22 protein-coding genes, 1 tRNA gene and 1 pseudogene are annotated in these 23,231 nt (G+C 38.7%); 13 read left to right on the top strand and 11 right to left on the bottom strand.

The genetic code is table 11. The annotated features are described in order from the left end of the window. Positions 1 to 16 precede the first annotated feature (16 nt). Together I5515_RS13205 and I5515_RS13200 are read left to right on the top strand one after the other, a co-directional pair. Positions 17 to 1,372: an amino acid permease gene (locus tag I5515_RS13205; RefSeq protein WP_199967590.1), complete on the top strand. Its 1,356-nt coding sequence runs from the start codon at positions 17 to 19 to the stop codon at positions 1,370 to 1,372. Positions 1,373 to 1,447: 75 nt separating this feature from the next. Further along, positions 1,448 to 1,520: transfer RNA gene (locus tag I5515_RS13200), tRNA-Arg, on the top strand. A gap of 12 nt (positions 1,521 to 1,532) precedes the next feature. Here the strand turns inward: I5515_RS13200 and I5515_RS13195 are convergent. From I5515_RS13195 to I5515_RS13185, 3 genes and pseudogenes are all read right to left on the bottom strand, one after another. Then, a pseudogene (locus I5515_RS13195) lies at positions 1,533 to 1,859 on the bottom strand (protein deglycase HchA); the annotation flags it as partial. A gap of 170 nt (positions 1,860 to 2,029) precedes the next feature. After that, positions 2,030 to 3,040, bottom strand: a complete 1,011-nt coding sequence (locus tag I5515_RS13190) for an NAD(P)H-quinone oxidoreductase (protein WP_199967735.1) — start codon at positions 3,038 to 3,040, stop codon at positions 2,030 to 2,032. A gap of 345 nt (positions 3,041 to 3,385) precedes the next feature. Then, positions 3,386 to 4,204, bottom strand: a complete 819-nt coding sequence (locus I5515_RS13185) for an undecaprenyl-diphosphate phosphatase (protein WP_199967589.1) — start codon at positions 4,202 to 4,204, stop codon at positions 3,386 to 3,388. A gap of 349 nt (positions 4,205 to 4,553) precedes the next feature. Between I5515_RS13185 and I5515_RS13180 the strand changes: the two genes are divergently transcribed. Both I5515_RS13180 and I5515_RS13175 read left to right on the top strand, forming a co-directional pair. Next, entirely contained in the window at positions 4,554 to 5,354 is an 801-nt protein-coding gene (locus I5515_RS13180; protein ID WP_199967587.1) for a PaaX family transcriptional regulator C-terminal domain-containing protein, read from the top strand. 106 nt (positions 5,355 to 5,460) lie between these two features. Further along, positions 5,461 to 6,453, top strand: a complete 993-nt coding sequence (locus tag I5515_RS13175) for a fatty acid desaturase family protein (RefSeq protein WP_199967585.1) — start codon at positions 5,461 to 5,463, stop codon at positions 6,451 to 6,453. A gap of 42 nt (positions 6,454 to 6,495) precedes the next feature. Here the strand turns inward: I5515_RS13175 and I5515_RS13170 are convergent, their stop codons facing one another. Then, positions 6,496 to 7,530: an AraC family transcriptional regulator gene (locus I5515_RS13170; protein WP_199967583.1), complete on the bottom strand. Its 1,035-nt coding sequence runs from the start codon at positions 7,528 to 7,530 to the stop codon at positions 6,496 to 6,498. Between the two features lie 164 nt (positions 7,531 to 7,694). Here I5515_RS13170 and I5515_RS13165 point away from each other — a divergent pair, with 164 nt between their 5' ends. Together I5515_RS13165 and I5515_RS13160 are read left to right on the top strand one after the other, a co-directional pair. Beyond that, entirely contained in the window at positions 7,695 to 8,393 is a 699-nt protein-coding gene (locus I5515_RS13165; RefSeq protein WP_199967581.1) for an NAD(P)H-dependent oxidoreductase, read from the top strand. A 597-nt stretch (positions 8,394 to 8,990) separates the two neighbouring features. After that, on the top strand, positions 8,991 to 10,421 hold the full coding sequence (locus tag I5515_RS13160; protein ID WP_199967579.1) for an OmpP1/FadL family transporter: 1,431 nt from the start codon (positions 8,991 to 8,993) through the stop codon (positions 10,419 to 10,421). Positions 10,422 to 10,480: 59 nt separating this feature from the next. On the opposite strand, the gene thrH is transcribed toward I5515_RS13160, so the two are convergent. Further along, complete coding sequence (gene thrH / locus I5515_RS13155; protein ID WP_003655338.1) at positions 10,481 to 11,098, bottom strand: bifunctional phosphoserine phosphatase/homoserine phosphotransferase ThrH; 618 nt, start codon at positions 11,096 to 11,098, stop codon at positions 10,481 to 10,483. 184 nt (positions 11,099 to 11,282) lie between these two features. On the opposite strand from thrH, the gene I5515_RS13150 reads away from it, so the two are divergent. After that, positions 11,283 to 12,017, top strand: a complete 735-nt coding sequence (locus I5515_RS13150; protein ID WP_199967577.1) for a phosphoadenylyl-sulfate reductase — start codon at positions 11,283 to 11,285, stop codon at positions 12,015 to 12,017. A gap of 171 nt (positions 12,018 to 12,188) precedes the next feature. Continuing rightward, positions 12,189 to 13,574 carry a WS/DGAT/MGAT family O-acyltransferase gene (locus I5515_RS13145; protein WP_199967575.1) on the top strand — a complete coding sequence of 462 codons (1,386 nt, stop codon included), beginning with the start codon at positions 12,189 to 12,191 and terminating at the stop codon, positions 13,572 to 13,574. Between the two features lie 29 nt (positions 13,575 to 13,603). Here the strand turns inward: I5515_RS13145 and I5515_RS13140 are convergent, their stop codons facing one another. The 6 genes from I5515_RS13140 to I5515_RS13115 form a co-directional block, all read right to left on the bottom strand. Then, the gene (locus I5515_RS13140) at positions 13,604 to 13,777 is read right to left on the bottom strand and encodes a PA1571 family protein (protein WP_199967573.1); all 174 of its coding nucleotides are present in this window, start codon (positions 13,775 to 13,777) and stop codon (positions 13,604 to 13,606) included. A gap of 139 nt (positions 13,778 to 13,916) precedes the next feature. Beyond that, positions 13,917 to 15,371: a ribonuclease G gene (gene rng, locus I5515_RS13135; protein WP_199967572.1), complete on the bottom strand. Its 1,455-nt coding sequence runs from the start codon at positions 15,369 to 15,371 to the stop codon at positions 13,917 to 13,919. Between the two features lie 107 nt (positions 15,372 to 15,478). Beyond that, positions 15,479 to 16,039 (bottom strand): Maf-like protein, encoded by a 561-nt coding sequence (locus I5515_RS13130; protein ID WP_199967571.1) that lies wholly within the window; start codon positions 16,037 to 16,039, stop codon positions 15,479 to 15,481. Beyond that, positions 16,027 to 16,518, bottom strand: a complete 492-nt coding sequence (gene mreD, locus I5515_RS13125; protein WP_199967570.1) for a rod shape-determining protein MreD — start codon at positions 16,516 to 16,518, stop codon at positions 16,027 to 16,029. Before mreD ends, I5515_RS13130 begins: the two co-directional genes overlap by 13 nt. Next, a complete protein-coding gene (mreC, locus tag I5515_RS13120; protein ID WP_199967569.1) occupies positions 16,505 to 17,362 on the bottom strand; it encodes a rod shape-determining protein MreC in 858 nt (285 codons plus the stop codon). The genes mreD and mreC overlap by 14 nt, the downstream gene beginning before the upstream one ends. Positions 17,363 to 17,378: 16 nt before the next feature. Further along, positions 17,379 to 18,419, bottom strand: coding sequence for a rod shape-determining protein (locus tag I5515_RS13115; RefSeq protein WP_004789315.1), 1,041 nt, complete (start codon positions 18,417 to 18,419; stop codon positions 17,379 to 17,381). 133 nt (positions 18,420 to 18,552) lie between these two features. Here I5515_RS13115 and gatC point away from each other — a divergent pair, with 133 nt between their 5' ends. From gatC to I5515_RS13090, 5 genes are all read left to right on the top strand, one after another. Beyond that, the gene (gatC, locus tag I5515_RS13110) at positions 18,553 to 18,867 is read left to right on the top strand and encodes an Asp-tRNA(Asn)/Glu-tRNA(Gln) amidotransferase subunit GatC (protein ID WP_000107699.1); all 315 of its coding nucleotides are present in this window, start codon (positions 18,553 to 18,555) and stop codon (positions 18,865 to 18,867) included. Positions 18,868 to 18,920: 53 nt separating this feature from the next. Then, the gene (gatA, locus tag I5515_RS13105; RefSeq protein ID WP_199967568.1) at positions 18,921 to 20,399 is read left to right on the top strand and encodes an Asp-tRNA(Asn)/Glu-tRNA(Gln) amidotransferase subunit GatA; all 1,479 of its coding nucleotides are present in this window, start codon (positions 18,921 to 18,923) and stop codon (positions 20,397 to 20,399) included. Beyond that, entirely contained in the window at positions 20,399 to 21,868 is a 1,470-nt protein-coding gene (gene gatB, locus I5515_RS13100) for an Asp-tRNA(Asn)/Glu-tRNA(Gln) amidotransferase subunit GatB (RefSeq protein WP_199967567.1), read from the top strand. Before gatA ends, gatB begins: the two co-directional genes overlap by 1 nt. A gap of 111 nt (positions 21,869 to 21,979) precedes the next feature. Then, the gene (locus tag I5515_RS13095) at positions 21,980 to 22,444 is read left to right on the top strand and encodes a hypothetical protein (RefSeq protein ID WP_199967566.1); all 465 of its coding nucleotides are present in this window, start codon (positions 21,980 to 21,982) and stop codon (positions 22,442 to 22,444) included. Between the two features lie 170 nt (positions 22,445 to 22,614). After that, positions 22,615 to 23,193, top strand: a complete 579-nt coding sequence (locus I5515_RS13090) for a DJ-1/PfpI family protein (RefSeq protein WP_199967564.1) — start codon at positions 22,615 to 22,617, stop codon at positions 23,191 to 23,193. Positions 23,194 to 23,231: the final 38 nt, after the last annotated feature.

Genomic DNA, 23,231 nt, shown 5'->3' with positions numbered 1-23,231 from the left:
TTGTGAGTGAAGACCTTTGACCAACGAATCTTCTACACTGCAACGAGGACTAAAAAATCGACATATCCAATTAATTGCTATGGGTGGAGCAATTGGTACCGGATTATTTTTAGGCTCGGCGCAAGTGATTCAATCTGCGGGACCATCCATTATTTTAGGATATGCCATTGGCGGCTTAATCGCGTTTTTGATTATGCGTCACTTGGGAGAAATGATTGTTGAAGAACCTGTTGCAGGATCGTTCAGCCATTTTGCTTATAAATATTGGGGGAAATTTCCTGGATTTTTAGCTGGATGGAATTATTGGATACTCTATGTTCTGGTTGCGATGAGTGAACTCACCGCTGTTGCCAAATATATTAATTATTGGTGGCCCCATATCCCAGCATGGACTTCTGTCTTATTTTTCTTTGTCGTGATTACAGCCGTAAACTTAACTAACGTTAAATTTTATGGTGAATCTGAATTTTGGCTTGCCATTATTAAAGTAACTGCGGTCATCTCTATGATCATCTTTGGCCTTTATTTGTTGTTTACAGCAGATGTGGGTTCAAGCATTTCATTTAGCAACCTGTGGACACATGGCGGATTTTTTCCAAATGGCTTTAGTGGCCTGTTCTATATGTTAGCTTTCTTAATGTTCGCTTTTGGCGGCATTGAGCTAATTGGTATGGCAGCAGCGGAAGCAAAAGAGCCGAAAAAAACTATTCCAAAAGCAATCAACCAAGTTGTTTTTCGTATCTTGATTTTCTATATCGGTTCACTAACAATTTTGCTTTCATTAGTGCCATGGAACCAGTTAGATCTTGGTGGCCTCGACAAAAGCCCATTCGTCATGATTTTTAGCCAAATGGGAATTGGTTGGGCTGCGCATTTACTTAACTTTATTATTTTAACTGCTGCTTTATCTGTTTATAACAGTGGTATGTTCGCAAACAGCCGTATGCTATACGGTCTAGCTCAACAAGGTAACGCTCCAAAAGTTTTCAAAAAAGTAAACAAACAAGGTGTACCTGTTCCAGCTGTATTGCTTTCTGCATTATTAATTTTTGGCTGTGTACTGTTGAACTACTTTGTACCCGAAGATGCATTAAGTCACTTAATGTATATCGTCGTTGGTGCACTAGTATTGAACTGGGCAATGATTAGTTTGACTCACCTTAAATTCAGATCAGCAATGAAAGCAAAAGGTGAAACAACTCACTTCCCTGCACTTTGGGCACCATTTAGTAACTATTTGGTTTTAGGCTTTATTGCAGTTGTTCTCTACATTATGTGGAGCCAAGGGTTCAAAGAATCTGTAATGATGATTCCAATCTGGATCGTTCTCATGTTTGTACTATTTAAATTATTGAATTCTAAAAAACAATAATTCTATATTTCGTACTTAAACACTAAAAAGCCCCTATTTCGATAGGGGCTTTTTTGTTTATAATCAGAAAATTATGCGCCCTTAGCTTAACTGGATAGAGCAGTTGCCTCCTAAGCGACCGACGTGGGTTCGAGTCCCGCAGGGCGTACTATTTAATGTATTAATCGTTCACTTCTGCCAACAACGTTTCAGCTGCAAGTTTGCCTAAATTATTTGAAGCCAGCGGGCTATCCCCTTTTAATAGTTTACGGTCTCTATGACATTGACCTGTAATGCCCTTATTTAAAATCTCGACACCAAGTTTTTCAAGATTTTCACCCACTAGCCAAGGTAAAGCACCAGGCATATAGCCAATATCAATATTTGCACCTTTATCTAAAGCATCTGGGAATACACAAATTTGATAGCCTTTAAAAATATAATTTTCAGCGTCTTCATCTACAGCAGCGGCCAATAATGCAGCAGGTCCATGACATAAAGTAATAATAATGTAAGAGCCAGTTGTTATTTCTTACTCAATGTATAGGTGAGGTCATAGAACTGATGCAATCTGCCAATAGAATTTGGCAATATTTATAGAGAAATAGGCAGACTTTAAAATTATAAAATTTAGTTTAGGCAAACCTGTCGTTCACCTAAACTTTAGTTATTAAGAATTTACGCATTCATTTCTAAAACGATCTTTCCGATGTGATCACCTTGCTCCATACACGCATGGGCACTTTGTACATCTGAAAAAGCATACGTTTTATAGATTTGAGGTAAACACTTACCTTGTGCCAATAATGGCCACACATGCTTATGCAAAGCTTTTGCAATCTCTGCTTTTTCTTGGCTATTACGTGCACGCATCGTTGAACCAGTAATCGTGGCGCGTTTTAAAATCAATTTTTGTAAATCAAATTCTTTCGCGATTCGACCGCCCATGAAACCAATAATGACAAGTCGGCCATCACGTTTTAATAGATTCAAATTTTTCTGGAAATAAGATCCACCAACAATATCTAAGATAACATCAACACCTTGGTCTTGAGTTTGTTTCAAAATTTCTTGCTCAAAATCTTGGGTTTTATAGTTAATTGCTGTCGTAACACCAGCTAATGCCTTCACCTTATCATCACTACCCACGGTAGCAAAAGTTTTAATCCCTAAAGCTTGGCAAATGGCTAAAGCTGTGGTTCCAATACCACTTGCTCCACCATGAATCAGGGCAGTTTCATCTTTCTTCAAACGGCCAATATCAAATAGATTTGCCCAAACCGTGAAAAATGTTTCCGGAATCGCAGCAGCTTGAGTAAACGATAAATTTTCAGGTATTGGTAATACTTGAGTCGCAGTTACCGCGCAGTATTCTGCATAACCGCCTCCATTGGTTAAAGCACAAACTTTATCACCAACTTTGAATTGATCGACTTGTTCACCAACTGCAACCACCACACCAGCGACTTCAAGTCCCGGTATTTGAGTAACACCCTTTGGCATCGGATATAACCCCATACGCTGTAAGAGGTCAGGGCGGTTAATTCCAGCAGCCTTTACCTCAATTAAGACTTCACCTGCTTGAGGTACCGGAATATTCGCATCTTGAACTTTTAGAACCTCAGGTCCACCAGGAGCCGTAATTTCAATAATTTTCATGGTTGTTGGAAGGGTCATAAAATGCTCCATGTTTGATTTATATTTCAAAATACTAATCTACGTTAAATAATTGAGGACTTGGGTGGAACGCCAAACAGTCGGTTAAATTCTCAGCTGAATGGGGAAGCACTGACATACCCCACTTTATAGGCTGCTTGTGCTGGAGCCAAGTGCAAAAATACATTGACCAAATGTTCTGTAAGATGATTTTGCGGCATAGTTTTATTGTGAGAAGTAATCTAATAATCAATATAACAATGAACCTAAAATGAAAACATCTGTCTTACGTTTACTTTGTATAAAGAGGTAATTCAAATCAATTTTTAGGCATAAAAAAACCTAGAACGCTCTAGGTTTTTCACTTCATCAGATTATTTAAGGTGATAAATTAAAGAACATCGCTGCAATCAGAATAATTACACCTAATGCAATTCGGTACCAAGCAAATACACGTAACGTATGACGCTCTACAAAAAGTACCAATGCTTTTACAACAAACAAAGCTGCAATAAAAGCGGCAACAAAACCTACCCCAATATTAATCATATTATCGGCGGTCAGTACGTCAGCATTTTTAACCAAGTCAAAAGTTGCAGCACCCAACATTGTTGGCATAGCGAGGAAGAAAGAAAATTCTGTAGCAGCTTTACGTGATAAGCCCGCAAACATCCCCCCCACAATAGTCGCACCTGAACGTGAAGTTCCCGGAATCATGGCAACACATTGAGCGAGTCCAACTAGAAGTGCTTGTTTAAAAGTAATTTTGGTTGCATCGAGTGTCTTATGTTCAAATTGTCTAGATTCAACCCAGAAAATAATGAGAGCACCAACAATTAAGGCAACAGCAACCACAATTGGGCTGAATAAAACACTTTTAATAAAGTCTACTGCTAAAACCCCAATAATGACCGCTGGGAAAAATGCAATAAGTACACTTATAGCAAAATGGCGTGATTCCACATCACCACTAAAGAACCCCTTAATCAAGTTAACAATTTTTTGTCGGTATAACCAGCACACTGCTAAAATAGCACCTAACTGGATTACAACCTCAAATACACGACCGCCGTCTGAATGGAAATCGATAATATGACCAAATAAAATTAAATGGCCTGTACTCGAGATTGGTAAAAATTCAGTTAAGCCTTCGATAAAGCCTAAAAACAGTGCTTTTATAACTTCAAAATTTTCCATCACTTGCTCAAAAAGTTAATCACTAGAAAGGTCTAAAAATTTGTTTTATATCATGTATAAACCATAATTTTGGTCTAGTTCATGCTCAATATCAGATCATTTCTAGCATTTGTGGTTATTGCCCTTAACAAAAGGCAGTTTATTTGAAGTGGAATAATGTATCACATCATCATGACAATCTTGGGTTAACTATCGTAAAAAGATAAACTTGATTAAGAAATAAAAAAAAATCTCATTTTATAGATAAAGATTTTTATGCTTATTTACCCTATAAATGATCTTAAAAAGACATTACAAAAACATGATATTATTTTTCTTACATGCAACTCATATCAAAAATTCTATCTGAATGAAAAATACCAAAATTAATGCACGTCATCTCATTGTCGATTTGTTTCTTTCTTCAGCCTATTCTCAGCTCACCATCAAACAAATATTAATTGCAGCCAGACTCTTTAATATGAGTGAAAATGGTATTCGTGTTGCCACTACACGCTTGTTAAATGAAGGCATGATAGAAAGTGTCGAGCGCGGTATTTATCAACTTTCGCCATCAACAAAAGAATGGGCAAAAATCATTCTGAACCGTAAAAATGGTATTAAACAAACCAAAGAATGGCAACAGCAGTATCTTGCCGTATTTACAGGAACCTTGGGTCGTATAGATCGAACTGCTTTAAAAAAGAGAGAGCGAGCATTGCGTCAATTCGGCTTTAAAGAACTTGAAACTAGTATTTATATACGCCCAGATAATCTGGCCTATACTTTTGATAAGACATGTGAAGAGCTCGTTTTAGCTGGTTTAGAAAAAGAAGCTAAAATTTGTACGATTCAACATTTCGACTCAAAAAGCCTTCAGATAATCCTCTCTTTATGGGATACCCAACAACTTGAAAAAAATTATGAAGTGTATAGCCAAGATATTCAGCAATGGCTTTTTGAATATGCAAATTTACCGCTAAATGAAGCAGCAGCCCAAGCACTCCTTTTAGGTAGAGAAACCATTGCTTTACTTATGAATGATCCTTTATTGCCCGCCCCGTTTGTAAATGAAAAGGCCCGCAATCAATTTGCTAAAAATGTACAACAGCTTGACTCTATTGGTCAGAAGCTTTGGAAAAAAGTATATAAACAAGAACTAAAATATTAATGAGCTGATTTATTTTTTTACAAACAAATATTTCACTTTTTAAATTTTTATAATTATATTTGTAATATAAAAGACAAATACCAAAATTTGATTTGGGAGAATAAAAATGAATGCACAGGTAAGTGTTACCGATCTATTTAGCAGAGAAGAAATACAGGAACTCACACAACCCTCAGATGCATATGGTGCTTGGGCGGTTGTAAGTACATGGGCTGTTATTGGTGGAACATTTGCTAGCTTAATTTTGATGTGGGACTACTTACCGAGTTGGGGCAAACTACTTGCTTGTATGCTTGCCTTAGCAATCTTGGCGGGTCGCCAGTTATGCCTAGCAATTTTGATGCACGATGCATCACATAAAAGCTTATTCAAAAATAAGAAAATAAATGACTTTGTAGGCGAATGGCTATGCGCCCGCCCAATCTGGAATGATCTACAAAAATACCGCATACATCATGTTCGTCATCATGCAAAAACATCTACCCCAGATGACCCCGATCTTTCTTTAGTTTCCGGTTTTCCTGTAGGCAAAAAATCTCTTACTCGTAAATTCTTGCGCGATTTAAGTGGTATGACAGGTTTAAAATTTAGCTTAGGTCGAGTGTTAATGGATCTCGATCTAATGAAATGGACTGTTGCCAATGACCAAATCTGGTTAGACCGAAGCAATAAACATCTTATTGACTATGCAAAAAGTCTGGTAAAAAACAGTACAGGAGCCATTGCAACCAACGCGGTGCTATATGGTGTTTTAAGAGCTTTTGGTCAACAACGGTTTTATTGGTTATGGCCTTTAGCTTATTTAACACCCTTCCCTCTATTTCTCAGAATCCGTTCTATGGCAGAACATGCAGGTATGCAAACCAGTAGTACTGCACTAACCAATACCCGCACCACACGTGCAGGTTGGATTGCGAGAAGCTTTGTGGCGCCTATTCATGTGAATTACCACATGGAACACCATTTAATGGCTTCAGTACCCTACTTCAAATTGCCACGTATGCATCGTCTATTAAGAGATCGTGGACATGTTCCTGTCCCACCTAGCTATTTTGAAGTGATTGAATCACTTTCATCAAAACAAGAATCATCAAATTAAGTTATGGTTAGAAGACCACTTTCAAATTTGTGGTCTTCTTAATTATTCACTTAGATCTAAATTCTTTAGTTTTAACTGAGTTTGATAATACTTCGGTGTCACTCCCATCCAACGTTTAAATGCACGAGTGAAATGGGATGTATCGGCATAACCTAAACTCAAAGCCACAGCTTCAATCGATAATGATTTATTTTTTAAAAGATTATGTGCGTGTTGCTTTCTGGTTAAATCAACTAATGCTGAGAAGCTCGTATTTTCGGTTGCCAAATATCGTTGTAAGCTACGCTCTGACATATTCATCATTTGGGCGACTTGCTTAACTTTTAACATTTCCCCCTGATTATTCATCAATAATTTTTTAATTACTTGGCTAATTTCTGCTTTCCATCCACTGCGTAACTTCAATTTATCTATATCTTTTTTACATTGTGCTTTCAATAAAGATGCCAGCATAGGGTCAGCCGTTAGTATAGGCCGCGATAAATATTCTTTTGGAAAAATCCAGACATTATGTTTTTGATTAAATAAACAATCTACGCCCAATTCATCTTTTAATTTTGAAAAACCGACGGGTTTAGGCATATTCAGTTTAACGGTACCTAAAAATGATAGCCCCGTTAAATGTTTCACGATTTGAACAAAACCCAATAACAAAAAAATAGCAGCATCTGGACTCAACTGAAAAGCTTTCAAAGGCTGACGTATAGACCAGTGAATATAATCTTGGTCTTGTTTTAACTCTGGTTTAAACGCGTCACAACGCGACCCGATAAATTGTTCAAGTATTTTTAAGGCTTCCTCTAAATTTCCACAAACCATGGCCGCCATACCCACCGAACCATAACAAGATGCTTTCATTTCGAGGGCTAAATAACTCGCCAATGCTGGCTCATGAGTAAGCTTAATTGCACGTTCAAGTAGCTTATTTAAAGTGTGAAACTCAACATACCAATAGGGTTTTTCTAATTGTTCTAATGTGATACTACTTCCATCTAAAAGCTGTTCACCAGAAATATTCCAGCGCTTAACCATATCAGCTAACAAATTAATATAAGTTCCGGGCAATTCTGGATTCATGAGCGTCCTACCAGACATCGTAATTGTGGCGTTAAATGGTAAAAACTGTCAGTTCTTGAACTATGCCACGTTTTCAAATTCAGGCATAGTCATTCAAGGGAAACTTGCTTGATTGCATAAAAGCATATTGCTACCAACTTTATTTTGAAGAGTAAAAGTGCCTTATGAATATTCTGATTGTTCATGCTCACCCAGAGCCACAGTCTTTTACAGCATCATTGAAAACGACAGCTCAGCAGACCTTTAAAAAGTTTGGTCATCATGTAGAAGTTTCAGATTTATATGCAATGCAATTTAATCCTGTAGCTTCCAAAGAGGATTTTTTAGAACTCAACCAACCTGATTATTTTAACTATGCATTAGAGCAAAGAAATGCCAGTAAAAATCAATTTCTAGCTCCTGACATTCAAGCAGAAATTGAAAAGGTAAAAAAAGCTGATTTAGTTATTTTAAATTTTCCACTTTACTGGACATCTGTGCCAGCAATTTTAAAAGGCTGGATTGATCGAGTATTTGTTTCAGGGCTCTTTTACGGCGGCAAACGTTTCTATAACCACGGTGGAATGAGCGGTAAAAAAGCCATGCTGTGTTTAACACTTGGTGGTAGAACCCATATGTTTGGAGAAAATTCTATTCATGGCCCAATTGAACATTATCTCTCCCCTATTCAACGCGGTACTTTAGCATATGCTGGTTTTGAAGTTTTACCGCCATTTATTGCCTACCATGTACCCTATATTAGCCAAGAAGCACGAGAAACTATTCTTGATGATTATGTAACGTATCTTACTCACCTCGACCAGCTTGAACCTTTGAAGTTTCCAAAACTTGAAGAGTTTGATGAAAAGTTATACCCACTCTAACAATGTGTTTTAGCTCTAAAAGTAAAATAGCCGAATCTATCTTGATATTTTCCGTTATTCTCTCATAGCAACTCCCAAACAGGCAGACTCAAACCATCCAAAAAATAGATCAAATGGTAAAAAAATAAGCCTAATTTTCGCTATGTAATTAAGAATATAAAACTGAATCAATAATATACAGATGTAGAAGAAATGGACTTATCAAGTAAAACTGATAACCAACACTCACTTCATGATCAATCAATTCATATTTTTACAAAAAAATCTTTGACCATTTTTCTGGGATTTGTGACAAAAATGTCAGTACAACAGTCATCACAAATAATAGATTAAAAATATAAATATCAATTAATTAAAACAATTTAACAATGAAATTATTCTTTCATATTTCATTCATTATTGACACTATTTGTATAAAAAATGAGTACTCTTCAGTTCATATAACAGATTTACTCTTATTGTAATTATGCTATTTTTGTTACATGGAGTTATCAAAGCTTTGAAACTTGTAATTAAAAGCTTTGAAGGCAACACAGTTTAAACGGTTTAACTCTGTTAATTTTAAAAAAATGTCTTGAAGTTCAAGGAAAGATTAAAATGAAATTAAAACATCTGAGCACTGCAATAATTTTAGCAACGCTGCCTGCAACTGGGGTTTTCGCAGCGGCTTTGGATCGCTCTGGACAATCAATGTCCGCATTTTTGCAGCCTGGTAACTATTTTGAAGCAGGTATCACTGCTTTAGATCCAACTGTAGAAGGTAAAGAAGCAGGATCAAGCGCAACACGTCGTCATATTGATGACATGGGTAATGATTACTACTTCCCAAGTGCTGCATTAAAATTACAACTCAACGATAAATTCTCTTTCGGTCTACTCTATGACCAACCATTTGGAGCGGATGCAGAATATTCAGGTAATAATGTATTCGTATCTCATCCAGGTACTGATACTGTTTTATCTGCAGCAGCTGTCGATGGCCTCGTTACTAAAAAAGCAACAGCCGCTTTAGAAGCCCAAGGCTTACCTGTTAATGACCAAACTTTAGCTTTAGCAAAAGGGCAAGTTCTAGCAAGTCCACAATTTCAACAACTTGCTGGTGCTCTTTCTGCAGCAAATAATTATTTAGGTAATGGTGGAACTAAAGTTAAAGTTGATACTCAAAACTTATCTTTTGTTTTTGGTTACCAGCCAACTCAAAACTTCAATTTCTACGCAGGTCCTGTATTACAAACAGTTAAAGGTAATGTAAGCTTACGAGGTCAAGCTTATAGCCTTTATAACGGTTATGATGCAAATATTAAAGAAACGACAGGCGCAGGTTGGTTAGTAGGCGCAGCTTATCAAATTCCTGAAATTGCACTTAAAACATCTGTAACTTACCGTTCTGAAATTGATCATAAAGTGGATATTAATGAAAATCTATCTTTATTAAATTTCCCAGGTCTTACTTCAGTACTTGCTGGTTTAGATGTTCCAGCTTCTAAACTTCAAGCGATTAACTCATCTGGTAAAACTACAATTACCACACCACAGTCTGTTAACCTTGATTTCCAAACAGGTATCATGGCTAATACTGTTGCGTTCGCCAATGTACGCTGGGTGAACTGGAAAGACTTCTCAATTCAACCATATAAATTTGGTAAAGTTTCAGAAGCTGTAGGCGGTCTTGTTGGTCGTCCAAATGGTTTTAACTTAGTTGAATATGCTGATGATCAATGGTCAGTGAATGCTGGTGTCGGTCGTAAGCTTAATGATAAATGGGCTGGTAATGTCTCTGTAGGTTGGGACTCTGGCGCTGGTAACCCTATAACGACATTAGGTCCAACAGAAGGTTACTGGAACGTAGGATTAGGTGTTCAATACAGTCCTACTCCACAAACATTCATTGCTGGTGGTGTAAAATACTTCTGGTTAGGTGATGCTAAAGCTCAAACAGGTGCTCAAGCTGGTACCGATCAATATGTTGCTGAGTTTTCTGACAACAATGCGATCGCTTATGGTTTAAAACTTGGTTATAAATTCTAAGTTTAAAAATCACCTCAAATAAAAAAGGCGCTTAAAGCGCCTTTTTTATTATTTATTTTTTAAGCAGGGATGCTACGTTTCGAAACTGAACGGATTGCTTCTTTTAAAGCATCATAGCCATGAATTGCAGGGAACTGTGGAAATTCAGCAATTACGTTTGCAGGCGCATCAAATAAGAAACCATGGTCAGCTTCGCCAAGCATAGTTGTATCGTTATATGAGTCACCAGCGGCGATTACACGGAAATTTAAGCCATGAAGTGCTTTAACCGACTCACGTTTTTGATCTGGTTGACGTAGTTTATAAGCCGTAATCATCCCCTCTTCATCTGTCTCTAATTTATGACAGAAAATTGTTGGCCACCCCAATTGCTTCATTAAAGGATGTGCAAACTCATAGAAAGTATCTGACAAAATCACGAGTTGGAAATGAGTACTCACCCATTCAACAAACTCTTTTGCACCAGGTAAAGGCCCCATCTCCGCGATTACTTCTTGAATATCATTTAAGCCTAGACCGTGTTGTTTTAAAATATTAAGACGCTGAGTCATTAAAACATCATAATCTGGAATATCACGAGTTGTTGCTTCTAGTTCTTTAATCCCTGTTTTTTTTGCGAAATTGATCCAGATTTCAGGAACTAAAACCCCTTCAAGATCTAGGCATACGATTTCCATGAATGCTTCCAACGTTGGTTAAAAATTGCTGTATCATACCATTAAGATTTTCAGTTTTGCGTTGTTATTGATCAAATCAATTTTATTCATAAGGTTTGAAATTAAAGTGCTAAGCAATTTATTCACTATCCTTTAGAATATTTTTCATAAATCAATGCGCCCAAGCCTTTTGCCAGGAACACACATGACCGTTATTCCGACTATTGATATCGTAGATGCTCTTGCTGCTGAATATGCAAACAAAAGTCCTCGAGAAATTTTAGAGCTTGCCTTAAGCCAACAAGGTGAAATCGCAATTTCTTTTTCGGGAGCAGAAGATGTTGTTTTAATTGATATTGCTTCACGTTTAGGTAAGCCTTTCCGTGTCTTTAGTCTCGATACTGGCCGCCTCCATGCTGAAACTTACCAATTTATTGAAACTGTCCGTAAACACTACAATATCAATATCGAAATTTGCTTCCCTGAATCTGAAGCTGTTCAAAACATGGTAAATGAAAAAGGTCTATTCAGCTTTTTTACAGATGGCCATCAGGAATGTTGTGGTATTCGAAAAGTTCAGCCTTTACGTAAAAAACTTGCTACTTTAGATGGCTGGATTACAGGTCAACGTAAAGATCAAAGTCCCGGTACACGTACAGAAATTCCTGTAGTACAAGCTGATGTAGGCTTCTCTGGTCCAAATAAACAACTCATTAAATATAATCCTCTAGCGAACTGGACAAGTGCCGAAGTATGGAGTTACATCCGTATGATGGAAATTCCATACAACCCTCTCCACGAGCGTGGTTTTGTTTCTATCGGCTGTGAACCATGTACACGAGCTGTATTACCGAACCAACATGAGCGTGAAGGACGCTGGTGGTGGGAAGAAGCGACTCAAAAAGAATGTGGATTACATGCAGGCAACATGAAAAAATAATTTGTTATCAAAAAACCACTGTTAAATCAGTGGTTTTTTTTATGTCATGTTACGTACACAAAGTCATATTTTCTATACTCTAAACGCTATATACTTAATTTTACGGTTCTATAATTCTAATAAGAGCTCAGATAAGGGCTTCTTAGAAAAATGCATGAGGCACAATGATTTATGCGTCCATTACACCCAATTGATTTCATTTTTCTGTCACTTGAAAAAAGACAGCAACCCATGCATGTCGGTGGATTATTTTTATTTGAAATTCCTGAAAATGCACCTGAAACATTTGTACATGATTTAGTAGAAGATATTAAACGCTCAAAAAGCATTCCTATTCCTCCCTTCAATAACCGTTTAAATGGACTATTTTGGGATGAAGATGAAGAGTTCGATATCGATCATCACTTTCGCCATATTGCTTTGCCTCATCCTGGGCGCATTCGTGAACTTCTGGTTTATATTTCACAGCAACATAGCTCATTAATCGACCGTGCAAAACCACTTTGGACTTGTGACATTATTGAAGGAATCGAAGGCAATCGTTTTGCCATGTATTTCAAAATTCATCATGCAATGGTCGATGGCGTTGCTGGTATGCGTTTGATCGAGAAATCACTTTCAAAAACACCTGAAGAAAAACACGTAGTTCCGCTATGGTGTGTCGAAAGTAAAAGAACTAAACGCTTAAAAGTACCAACACCAAGTACAAGTAAAATTAAGAGTATTTTAGGAGGCATTAAGTCTCAACTCGATATAGCTCCCAAAGTAATGCAAGAGTTATCTCAGACGATATTTAAAGAAATGGGCAAAAATCCTGATTATGTTTCTACCTTTCAGGCGCCAGTGTCGATTTTGAACCAAAGAGTAAGTGCTTCACGTCGTTTTGCTGCCCAATCGTTTGAACTGAGCAGACTAAGAAAAATTTCAAAAGCATTAAGCGTAACGATTAACGATGTTGTACTAGCCGTATGTTCTGGTGCTTTACGTGAATATTTGATTAGTCAAAATAGTTTACCTAAAAAGCCACTTATCGCTATGGTTCCAGCTTCATTACGCACAGATGACTCTGACATGAGTAACCGAATTACTATGATTCTGGCAAATTTAGGAACTCATAAGGACCAACCGTTAGAACGTCTAGAAATCATTCGTCGCAGTATGCAGAATTCAAAGCAACGCTTTAGCCGTATGACTGCTAATGAAATTTTAAATTATAGTGCGGTTGTTTATGGTCCGGCAGGATTAAACATCATTTCAGGAATGCTTCCTAAGCGTCAGGCGTTCAATTTAGTCATTTCCAATGTACCAGGACCACGAGAGCCGCTTTATTGGAATGGCGCGAAATTAGACGCTCTCTATCCTGCTTCGATTGTCATGGATGGACAGGCTTTAAATATTACTATGACCAGTTATTTAGATAAGCTTGAAGTTGGATTAACAGCTTGTCGAAATGCCTTGCCAAAAATGCAAAACCTTTTGACTCATTTAGAAGATGAGATTCAACGTTTTGAAGAAATTATTGCAGAGAAGCAGCTGAAACATCATTCAGCAAGTTAGAAAAAGTTAAGGGGCTTTGAATTGGCCCCTTATTTTTTAATTGTGCGGCACTGTCTAAGCAACTGATGACATACTGAACGAATCATCGCAGTTGTGATCGGTACTTCTTTACCTTGGTCATTCAACATATAGCAGCTATTGACTGGCGTACTATCTAGAACATGTTTAAGACCGTTGCTAATTAAGTTTTCACTTACATTCATGGGTTATACCTCTTCTTGTTTGCTAAGACGTTAAATAGGGAGAACGTCTATGGCTACTGTAGGTAACTAGTATTTAAAATTCATGAATGAAAGTAAAATTTCAGTTGTAACAAGGATTAAGCGATATCTTGTTACAACTTTAACTTAAAATGATATCGTATTGCTCTTGCGTATATAAATTTTCGACCTGAAATTTAATCACACGGTTGATGAAATGCTCTAAATCTGCCACTGCAGGCGCTTCTGCTGTTAATAATCGGTCAATCACAGAAGGATGAGCAACAACAGTAAAGCCACTCGTTGATTCAAATGCACGTGTATATCGCAATATCTCACGAAATATTTCGTAACACACTGTCTCTGCTGTTTTGACAAAACCACGTCCTTGACAGGTTGGACACGACTCACACAGCAAATGCTCTAACGATTCACGTGTTCGTTTACGAGTCATTTCAACCAAACCAAGTTCTGACACTTGAGTAATTTTGGTTTTGGCGTGATCGCGCTCAAGCATTTTTTCGAACTGACGCATCACCTCTTCACGGTGAATTGCCTCTTGCATGTCAATAAAATCAATAATCAGAATACCACCCAAATTACGCAGTCTAAGTTGACGTGCAATGACTTGTGTCGCTTCCATATTAGTTTTAAAAACGGTGTCCTCAAGACTACGACCGCCGACATATGAACCAGTATTAACGTCAATCGTTGTCATGGCTTCAGTCTGGTCGATCATCAGATAACCACCCGATTTCAAAGCTACGCGGGTTTGAAGGGCTTTCTGGATATCTTCTTCGACATTATAAAGATCAAATAATGGTCGTTCACCTGGATAATGAATGAGTCGACTCTGCATATTCGGAACAAATTCTTCAACAAACTCAAGAAGCTTGGCATGAATTTCTCTCGAATCGACATAGATCTTTGCAGTCTCTTCGCTTGCTAAATCTCGAATAATACGCTGAGGTAATGGAAGCTCTTCAAAAATTAAAGAAGGAACGGCAACATCAATTTGCTTACGTTGGATGTATTCCCATAATTTACTCAGATAGCACATATCTTGTGCAATTTCTGCTTCATCCACCCCTTCAGCAGCAGTACGCACAATCACGCTACCTGGCAAATTATGTTCAGATTGAATACCTTCGATAATATTACGTAGTCGCTCTCGCTCTTCTTCAGACTCAATACGTTGCGATACACCAATATGGTTACCGTATGGCATTAAAACCAGATAACGAGAAGGAATTGAAAGATCTGTACTCAGACGAGCCCCTTTTGTGCCCAACATATCTTTCATTACTTGGACAGTAAGAGTCTGTCCAGGATGTAATAGTTCAAAGACATTTGGGGTAGGCTGTGAACGAGGCCAAACCATATCATTGATGTGTAAGAAGGCTGTTCGAGATAGACCGATATCAACAAAAGCAGCTTGCATGCCCGGAAGCACTCGCACGACTTTACCCTTGTAAATATTACCGACTAGACCGCGCTTGACTGTACGTTCGACATACAGCTCATTAACAGTTCCATTTTCGATTAATGCCACCCGACACTCCATAGGCGTGACATTAATAAGTAATTCTTCTGACATACATAAACTCAAAGCATTATAAAATTTTTATTAAAGAGTCAGAGAAGCTGTTAACTTTGCCTAGTGTTTATCGACAATGCTATTCAATTAAGAATGATAACAACCTCTTATGTCTTTACTCTTTTTAATAACTGTGCAAATTCGTATAAAGGAAGTCCTACCACATTACTATAACTTCCTTGAATTTGGGGAATATATTGAGAAGCAATCCCTTGAATTGCATATCCACCGGCTTTCCCAACAGGCTCACCTGTAGTCCAATAATTTTCCATATCTTGCGTAGTCAGATGCTGAAATTCGACTTGTGTTTGCACCACCTGACTTAACATTTGTTGTTGCGTCGCAATGCATAGTCCAGAAAACACATCATGCCAACGTCCCGATAATTGTTTCCATATCTCAAAAGCATGGCTTTTTGATTCAGGCTTACCAATAATTTGACCATCAAGTCCAAGACTAGTATCGGCAGCAATAACAATTGCTTCTGGAAAAAGTTTTAATACAGTTTGCGCTTTTTCTCTCGCTAAACGTTCAACATAATGATGAACCAGCTCATTCTTATGAACAGACTCATCAATATCCGGACTATAGATTTCAAAATCCAAACCGAGTTGTTGCAACAACTCCTTCCTACGAGGAGAGCTAGATGCTAAAACTATATGCGCCATTTTGCCAAACAATAATAGACGATTGGCCAAGTGATAATACTTGTCATCAATGGTTGCCAATGTCTAGCAATCGAAAAATGAATTCCACCCATGGTCTGGGTTACCCACATAAATGCTAAATGAGCAATAATGACCAGAGTTGCAATTGTCCATATATTAACGAAAGTTAAAATACGACGTTCCCGAATTAAAAAACGGGTAAGAAAAGTCATAATTACAAAGCTTAAGGCATTGAGACCTAAAGGAGCATCAAGCAATAAGTCTGTAAAAATCCCCATTCCAAATGCAAACCAGACCCCACACCACGTCGGCTGACATACCACCCAAAACAGCGTGACCATCAACATGAATAATGGGCGCCAACCTGAAATATCGTAGGACAGCGGGTAAACCATCAGCACAGAACCCACAATAACAGAGATGATTATTCCCCATAGTGGATCTTTACGCTTTTCTCGCTTCAGTTTAGCGATCGGCATATGGCTGCTCCTTCGCTAATGAATCCGAGAAAAGTATAACGACATGGTGCCCTGTTGCTAATTGTGCAGCTGGTGTTACATCAATTTCGGCAAACTCACCTGAATTATGACGTCTTATTTTAGCAACTGTACCCACTGCGTACCCTGCTGGGAAATGTTCACCCAATCCTGAGCTAAACACTTTATCACCCACTTGAATATTTGCACTCGTCGGGACATATTCCATTTTTAAGCGGCCCAAATCACCTGTACCAGAAACAATCGCCCGCATTCCTGTGCGTTCGAGACGTACCGAAAGTGAATGTTCTTTATCTGATAACAACATTACACGTGAGCTATGAGGATATACATTAATGATCTGCCCCATGATCCCCTTATCATCCAAAACCGTTTGACCAACCTTTAAATGGTCCACAGAGCCTCGGTTAACAATGATGATATGACGCAATGGGTCTGCATCTGTCCCAATTACTTCGGCAATCTCCATACGTCCATCAATAATTAATGGGGTATCAAGAAGACCTCGCAAACGGGTGTTTTCAGCTGACAGTTCAGAAAGCTTCTGTAAGCGGACTTGAGCTTGTAAAAGCTCAGCCTGCATCGCAGTATTTTCACGACGCAGTTGTGCTTCAGATTTTGTTTGTTGATTCAGCCATTCTCTCGACAGTACTGGATAACTAGCCAATGCATAAATTGGGTTATATGCAGCGTACAAGACATCCCTTGCTGGCTGAATTACATACGGCATGCGCCAATCAAAGAACAGCACAACCAAGCATGTAATGACCGCAATAACGAACGAGCGGAAAGATGGCGGCTGTCTTGAAAAAATATTCGGTTGCACCGCCTAATCCTTAAACTTAACCAACAAAAAGCATGTCATGGTTCGGATTGTCAAAGAATTCTAATACTTTACCACCACCACGGGTAACACAAGTAAGAGGATCTTCAGCAACCACAACAGGTAAACCAGTTTCTTGAGCTAATAATTTATCGAGGTTACGAAGTAACGCACCACCACCTGTCAACACAATACCGCGCTCAGCAATATCAGAAGAAAGCTCTGGAGGTGTTTGCTCAAGTGCTGATTTCACTGCGCTTACAATGTTTTGTAATGGATCAGAGATTGCTTGAGTAATTTCGTCCGAAGTTACAGTAATTGCACGAGGCACACCTTCTGCAAGGTTACGTCCGCGTACTTCAATTTCTAATGTTGTGCCATCAGAAACAGCCATACCTACTTCTTTTTTAATGATTTCTGCTGTGGTTTCACCAATCACGCAACCATGAGCTTTACGAACATAATTGATGATTTGCTCATCAAAAACATCGCCGCCAATGCGTAAAGAGTCAGCATAGACACAACCTTGCAATGAAATAATTGCAATTTCTGTTGTACCGCCACCAACATCCACAACCATAGAACCACACGCCTGTTCAACTGGCATACCTGCGCCAATTGCAGCTGCCATAGGCTCTTCAATCAGACGAACATCACGTGCACCAGCATTAAATACTGCCTCACGAATCGCACGGCGCTCGACCAAAGTTGATTTACATGGTACACATACAACCACACGAGGTGCAGGTGGGAACAAACGTTTTTCGTGAACTTTACCAATAAACTGATTCAACATGGTTTCAGTCACTTCAAAATCCGCAATTACGCCGTCTTTCATTGGACGAATTGCAGAAATATTCGCAGGTGTACGGCCTAACATTTGTTTCGCGTCCAGCCCTACAGCAGCAACAATTTTTTGTGAACCACTGTGACGAATTGCCACAACTGTTGGTTCATTTAATATAATGCCGCGGCCTGGCGCATAAATAAGTGTATTTGCTGTACCTAAATCAATGGCTAGATCCGGCGAAAACAAGCCAATTAGTCGTTTTAGAATCACGGTTCGTTCTCAGTTAAACTTTCATGTGGATGCAAGGTGGCAACTTTAAACTAAATGTGATGATTTGAACAAGTCAATCGCTTATTATAACGCACGATATTTTGAAAATTTTTAATACTGATTAGGTGATGTTATGTCTACATCGGATGCACAGCATTCAGCAGATTTAAATGCACAAACAGTTTCAGCAATCGCCAATCTTGCTCGATTGTCGCTCAATGATACGCAATCTGCTGAATATGCTCAAAGTCTAAATAAAATTTTAGGCATGATGGAAACCTTAAAAGGCATTGATACTGAAGGCGTAGAACCTTTAAAAAGCCCTTTTGATAATCCTCAACCTTTACGTGCTGATGTGGTAACTGAAAGCAATCATCGAGATGAGTACCAAGCAGTTGCACCAGCAACTCAAGATGGTTTGTATCTTGTTCCTCGCGTGATTGAATAAATTTTACTCAATTAACCCATCTTCCCTATTTTGAATGTAAAGAAATTTTACTCATGACTGATTTACATCGCTTATCAATTCGTGAACTTGCTGAGGGCTTAAGCCAAGCGAAGTTTTCATCTCGCGAACTGACTGAACACTATTTGCAACGTATTGCGAAACTCGACTCACAAGTTAAAAGCTATGTGACGGTTACACCTGAACAAGCACTTATAGAAGCTGATGCAGCTGATGCTGTATTAAAAGCAGTTAATGCAACTGCTCTAACGGGTATTCCACTAGCGCACAAAGATATTTTTTGTACTAAAGGCATCAAAACGACTGCCGGTTCAAAAATTCTTGATAATTTTATTTCTCCTTACGATGCAACTGTTGTTGAAAAAACTAAAGCTGCTGGTCTAGTCACTTTAGGTAAAGTGAACATGGATGAGTTTGCTATGGGTTCAACTTCGGAAAGCTCATATGTCGGAGCAACGAGCAACCCATGGGCACTTGACCACGTTCCGGGTGGTTCATCTGGTGGTTCTGCTGCGGCCGTAGCTGCTGATTTAGCACCATTTGCAACGGGTACTGACACTGGTGGTTCAATTCGCCAACCCGCTTCTTTTTGCGGTTTAACAGGCTTGAAACCTACTTATGGCCGCGTGTCTCGTTTCGGTATCATTGCCTACGCATCATCACTTGACCAAGCAGGTCCAATGGCACGTTCTGCTGAAGACTGTGCTTACCTCATGAATGTAATCGCAGGTCATGATGCAAAAGACTCAACTTCTGTTAAAAAAGAAGTTGATGACTACGTTACGAACTTAAATGGCACATCTGTAAAAGGTTTACGCATTGGTATTCCTAAACAGTACTTTAACGTTGTTGGTTTAGACGCTGACGTAAAAGCTCGTGTTGAAGAGTCGTTGAAAAAACTTGAAGAAATGGGCGCAACACTTGTTGAGATTGACCTCAACATGACTGAAGCCTATGTACCAACGTATTACCTCATCGCACCAGCAGAAGCTTCTTCTAACTTGTCTCGTTATGACGGCGTTCGCTATGGCTATCGCTGTGAAAACCCAGCTGACTTGATGGATCTTTACAAGCGTTCACGTTCAGAAGGTTTTGGTCCAGAAGTTCAACGCCGTATCTTAATTGGTACCTATGCACTCTCTGCGGGTTATTACGATGCTTATTATGTGAAAGCGCAAAAAGTACGTCGTTTAATTCAACAAGACTTCTTAAAAGCATTTGAAAATGTAGATGTGATCGCTGCTCCTTCTGCACCAACAACTGCTTATAAAATTGGTGCAAACTTAAGTCCAACTGAAATGTATTTAGGTGACATCTATACACTTGCAGTGAACTTAGCAGGCTTACCAGCGATTAATGCTCCTGTTGGTTTTGATAAAGATAACTTACCTGTAGGCTTACAATTGATTGGTAACTACTGGTCAGAATCACAATTGTTGTCAATTGTTCATCAATACCAACAAAACACAGACTGGCACACTAAACGTGCGGCAATTGCTGAGGAGAATGCATAATGGCTGAAGCTCAAAAGTTGAAATTGATTGACGGTTGGGAAGTCGTTATTGGTATCGAGATTCACACTCAGCTTGCAACCAATTCTAAAATTTTCTCAGGTTCATCGACTGAGTTTGGTCAAGACCCAAACACGCAAGCAAGCCTTGTAGACTTGGCAATGCCGGGTGTGTTGCCTGTGCTGAATGAAAAAGTGGTTGATCTTGCCATTCGCTTTGGTTTGGGTATCGATGCATACATCGACCAAGCATCTGTGTTTGCACGTAAAAACTATTTCTACCCTGACTCGCCAAAAGGCTATCAAATTAGCCAAATGGATAACCCGATTGTCGGTTTAGGTCACATCGACATCCAGCTTGAAGATGGCACAACTAAACGCATTGGTGTAACTCGTGCTCACCTTGAAGAAGATGCTGGTAAATCGATTCATGACCAATTTGAAGGCATGTCTGGTATTGACTTAAACCGTGCTGGTACACCTTTGCTTGAAATCGTTTCTGAACCTGACATGCGTTCGGTTGAAGAGGCAGTGGCATATATCAAATCAATTCACACACTTGTGCGCTGGTTAGGTATTTCTGACGGTAACATGGCAGAAGGTTCATTCCGCGCGGACTGTAACGTGTCTTTACGCCGTCCGGGACAACCTTTTGGTACTCGCTGTGAGCTAAAAAACCTCAACTCATTCCGTTTTATCGAGCAAGCGATCAATGTTGAAATTGAACGCCAAATGGAAATTTTGGAATATGGCGGAAGCATCGACCAAGAAACTCGTTTGTTCGATCCAAACAAAATGGAAACGCGTTCAATGCGTTCTAAAGAAGAAGCGAACGATTACCGCTACTTCCCAGATCCAGACTTGTTGCCAGTAATTATTGCAGATGAGCAAATTGAAGCTGCTCGCGCTGCACTTCCAGAATTACCTGCTGCACGCCGTGCACGCTTTATCGCGGACTTTGGTGTAACAGAGTACGATGCACACGTACTTACGCTCTCACGTGAAATGGCAGACTTCTTTGAAGCTGTTGTGGCTGCTGCGGGTGGTGCTGCACAAGGTAAAGTATCGGCAAACTGGGTGATGGGTGAATTCTCAGGCGCGTTAAACAAAGCAAGCCTAGATTTAGCAGACTCTCCTGTTTCAGCTGAACAGCTTGGTGGCATGATTGCACGTATTGTTGATAACACCATTAGCGGTAAGATTGCAAAACAAGTCTTTGGCTTTATGTGGGAATCGGAAGGTAAATCTGCCGATGACATTATTGCGGAAAAAGGCTTAAAGCAAGAAACTGACACTGGCGCAATTGAAGCAATCATTAAAGAAGTACTTGCAGCCAATGAAAAAATGGTTGAAGAGTACAAGTCTGGTAAAGAAAAAGCCTTTAACGGTCTTGTTGGTCAAGTCATGAAAGCTTCTAAGGGTAAAGCTAACCCTGCTCAAGTAAATGAATTAATGAAAAAATTGATTGGTTAAGCTAATCCAATTTTTAGAAAAACCCGCTTTAGAGCGGGTTTTTATCTATTTAAAAAAACGCAATGAATCCAAAATAATTTTTAAGCCAAAACTATGCTGATAAGGTTACGCATGATAAATAAATTACTTATTACGACTTCTTTATTGTTAATAAACTCGACACTTTTTGCTCAAACGGTTCAAGTTCCAAAGAGTGAGGTAGAACCTATTTTTAAAGCAGCAAATTTCAAAAAAACAAAGAATGGTTGGGCAGGAAATTGTAATCGGGGTGAAATTATCATTTATAAAGATTTAAATGGTGATGGTCATAAAGATGCAGTTATTCAAGATAGTAGTACTATGTGTTATGGCAATACGGGTGTTGGTTACTATATTGTTTCACAACAAAAAGACGGTCAATGGAAAAAACTCTTTAGCGACTCTGGCATTCCCACCTTTTTGAAAACTAAAGGCAAAGATGGTTGGCCTGATATTGAAAATGGGGGTTCAGGCTTCTGTTTTGCTGTTTATCGATGGAATGGTAAGGAATATGTCTTTAACCGTCGTGAATATGAAGGTAAAGCTTGTGAGTTATAAAAAGCAGACCCCATAAATTTAAAAGCCTCGATTTATCGAGGCTTTTTTACATCACTTATGAAACATTCTTCGACTAAAGAATGCACTTTTTTTCTAAAGAATTACTCAGTGACTGTGCTAATTTAAATTAAGAATTTAGATAACTTATATTTTAAAAAGAGAGATAAATCATGTCTAAAAAGATTTTAATGTTAGTCGGTGACTATGCTGAAGATTATGAAACTATGGTTCCTTTTCAGTTTTTAACCGGTTTAGGTTATACCGTGCATGCTGTTTGCCCAAATAAAAAGAACGGCGACCATATTGCAACAGCTATTCATGATTTTGAAGGTGAACAAACATATAGTGAAAAACGTGGTCACAACTTTGCGATTAACTATGATTTTGATGCTGTTAATACCGAAGACTATGTAGGCTTAGTCATTCCCGGTGGTCGAGCACCAGAGTATTTACGTATGAATGAACGTGTTATCGAAATTGTACGTGAGTTTGATAGAGTTAAAAAACCTATTGCAGCCGTATGTCACGGTGCTCAGTTACTCGCTGCGGCAAACGTATTAAAAGACCGTCTCTGCTCGGCTTATCCAGCATGTGCTGTCGAAGTAAAACTGGCAGGCGGTCAATACGCAGACATTGCTGTAACCGAAGCCGTTACAGATGGGCATTTGGTGACAGCCCCTGCTTGGCCTGCACATCCTGCTTGGTTAGCTCAGTTTGTAAAAGTTTTAGGGGCTAAGATTAGTATCTAAATAGATCTAGTTGGCCAGTTAAAATAAAACCTGCTCTT

The organism is Acinetobacter calcoaceticus (genome assembly GCF_016508255.1).
Taxonomy (GTDB): domain Bacteria; phylum Pseudomonadota; class Gammaproteobacteria; order Pseudomonadales; family Moraxellaceae; genus Acinetobacter; species Acinetobacter calcoaceticus_E.
Note: the sequence above shows the minus strand (reverse complement) of the source record. Positions and strands in the feature narration are given on the sequence as shown.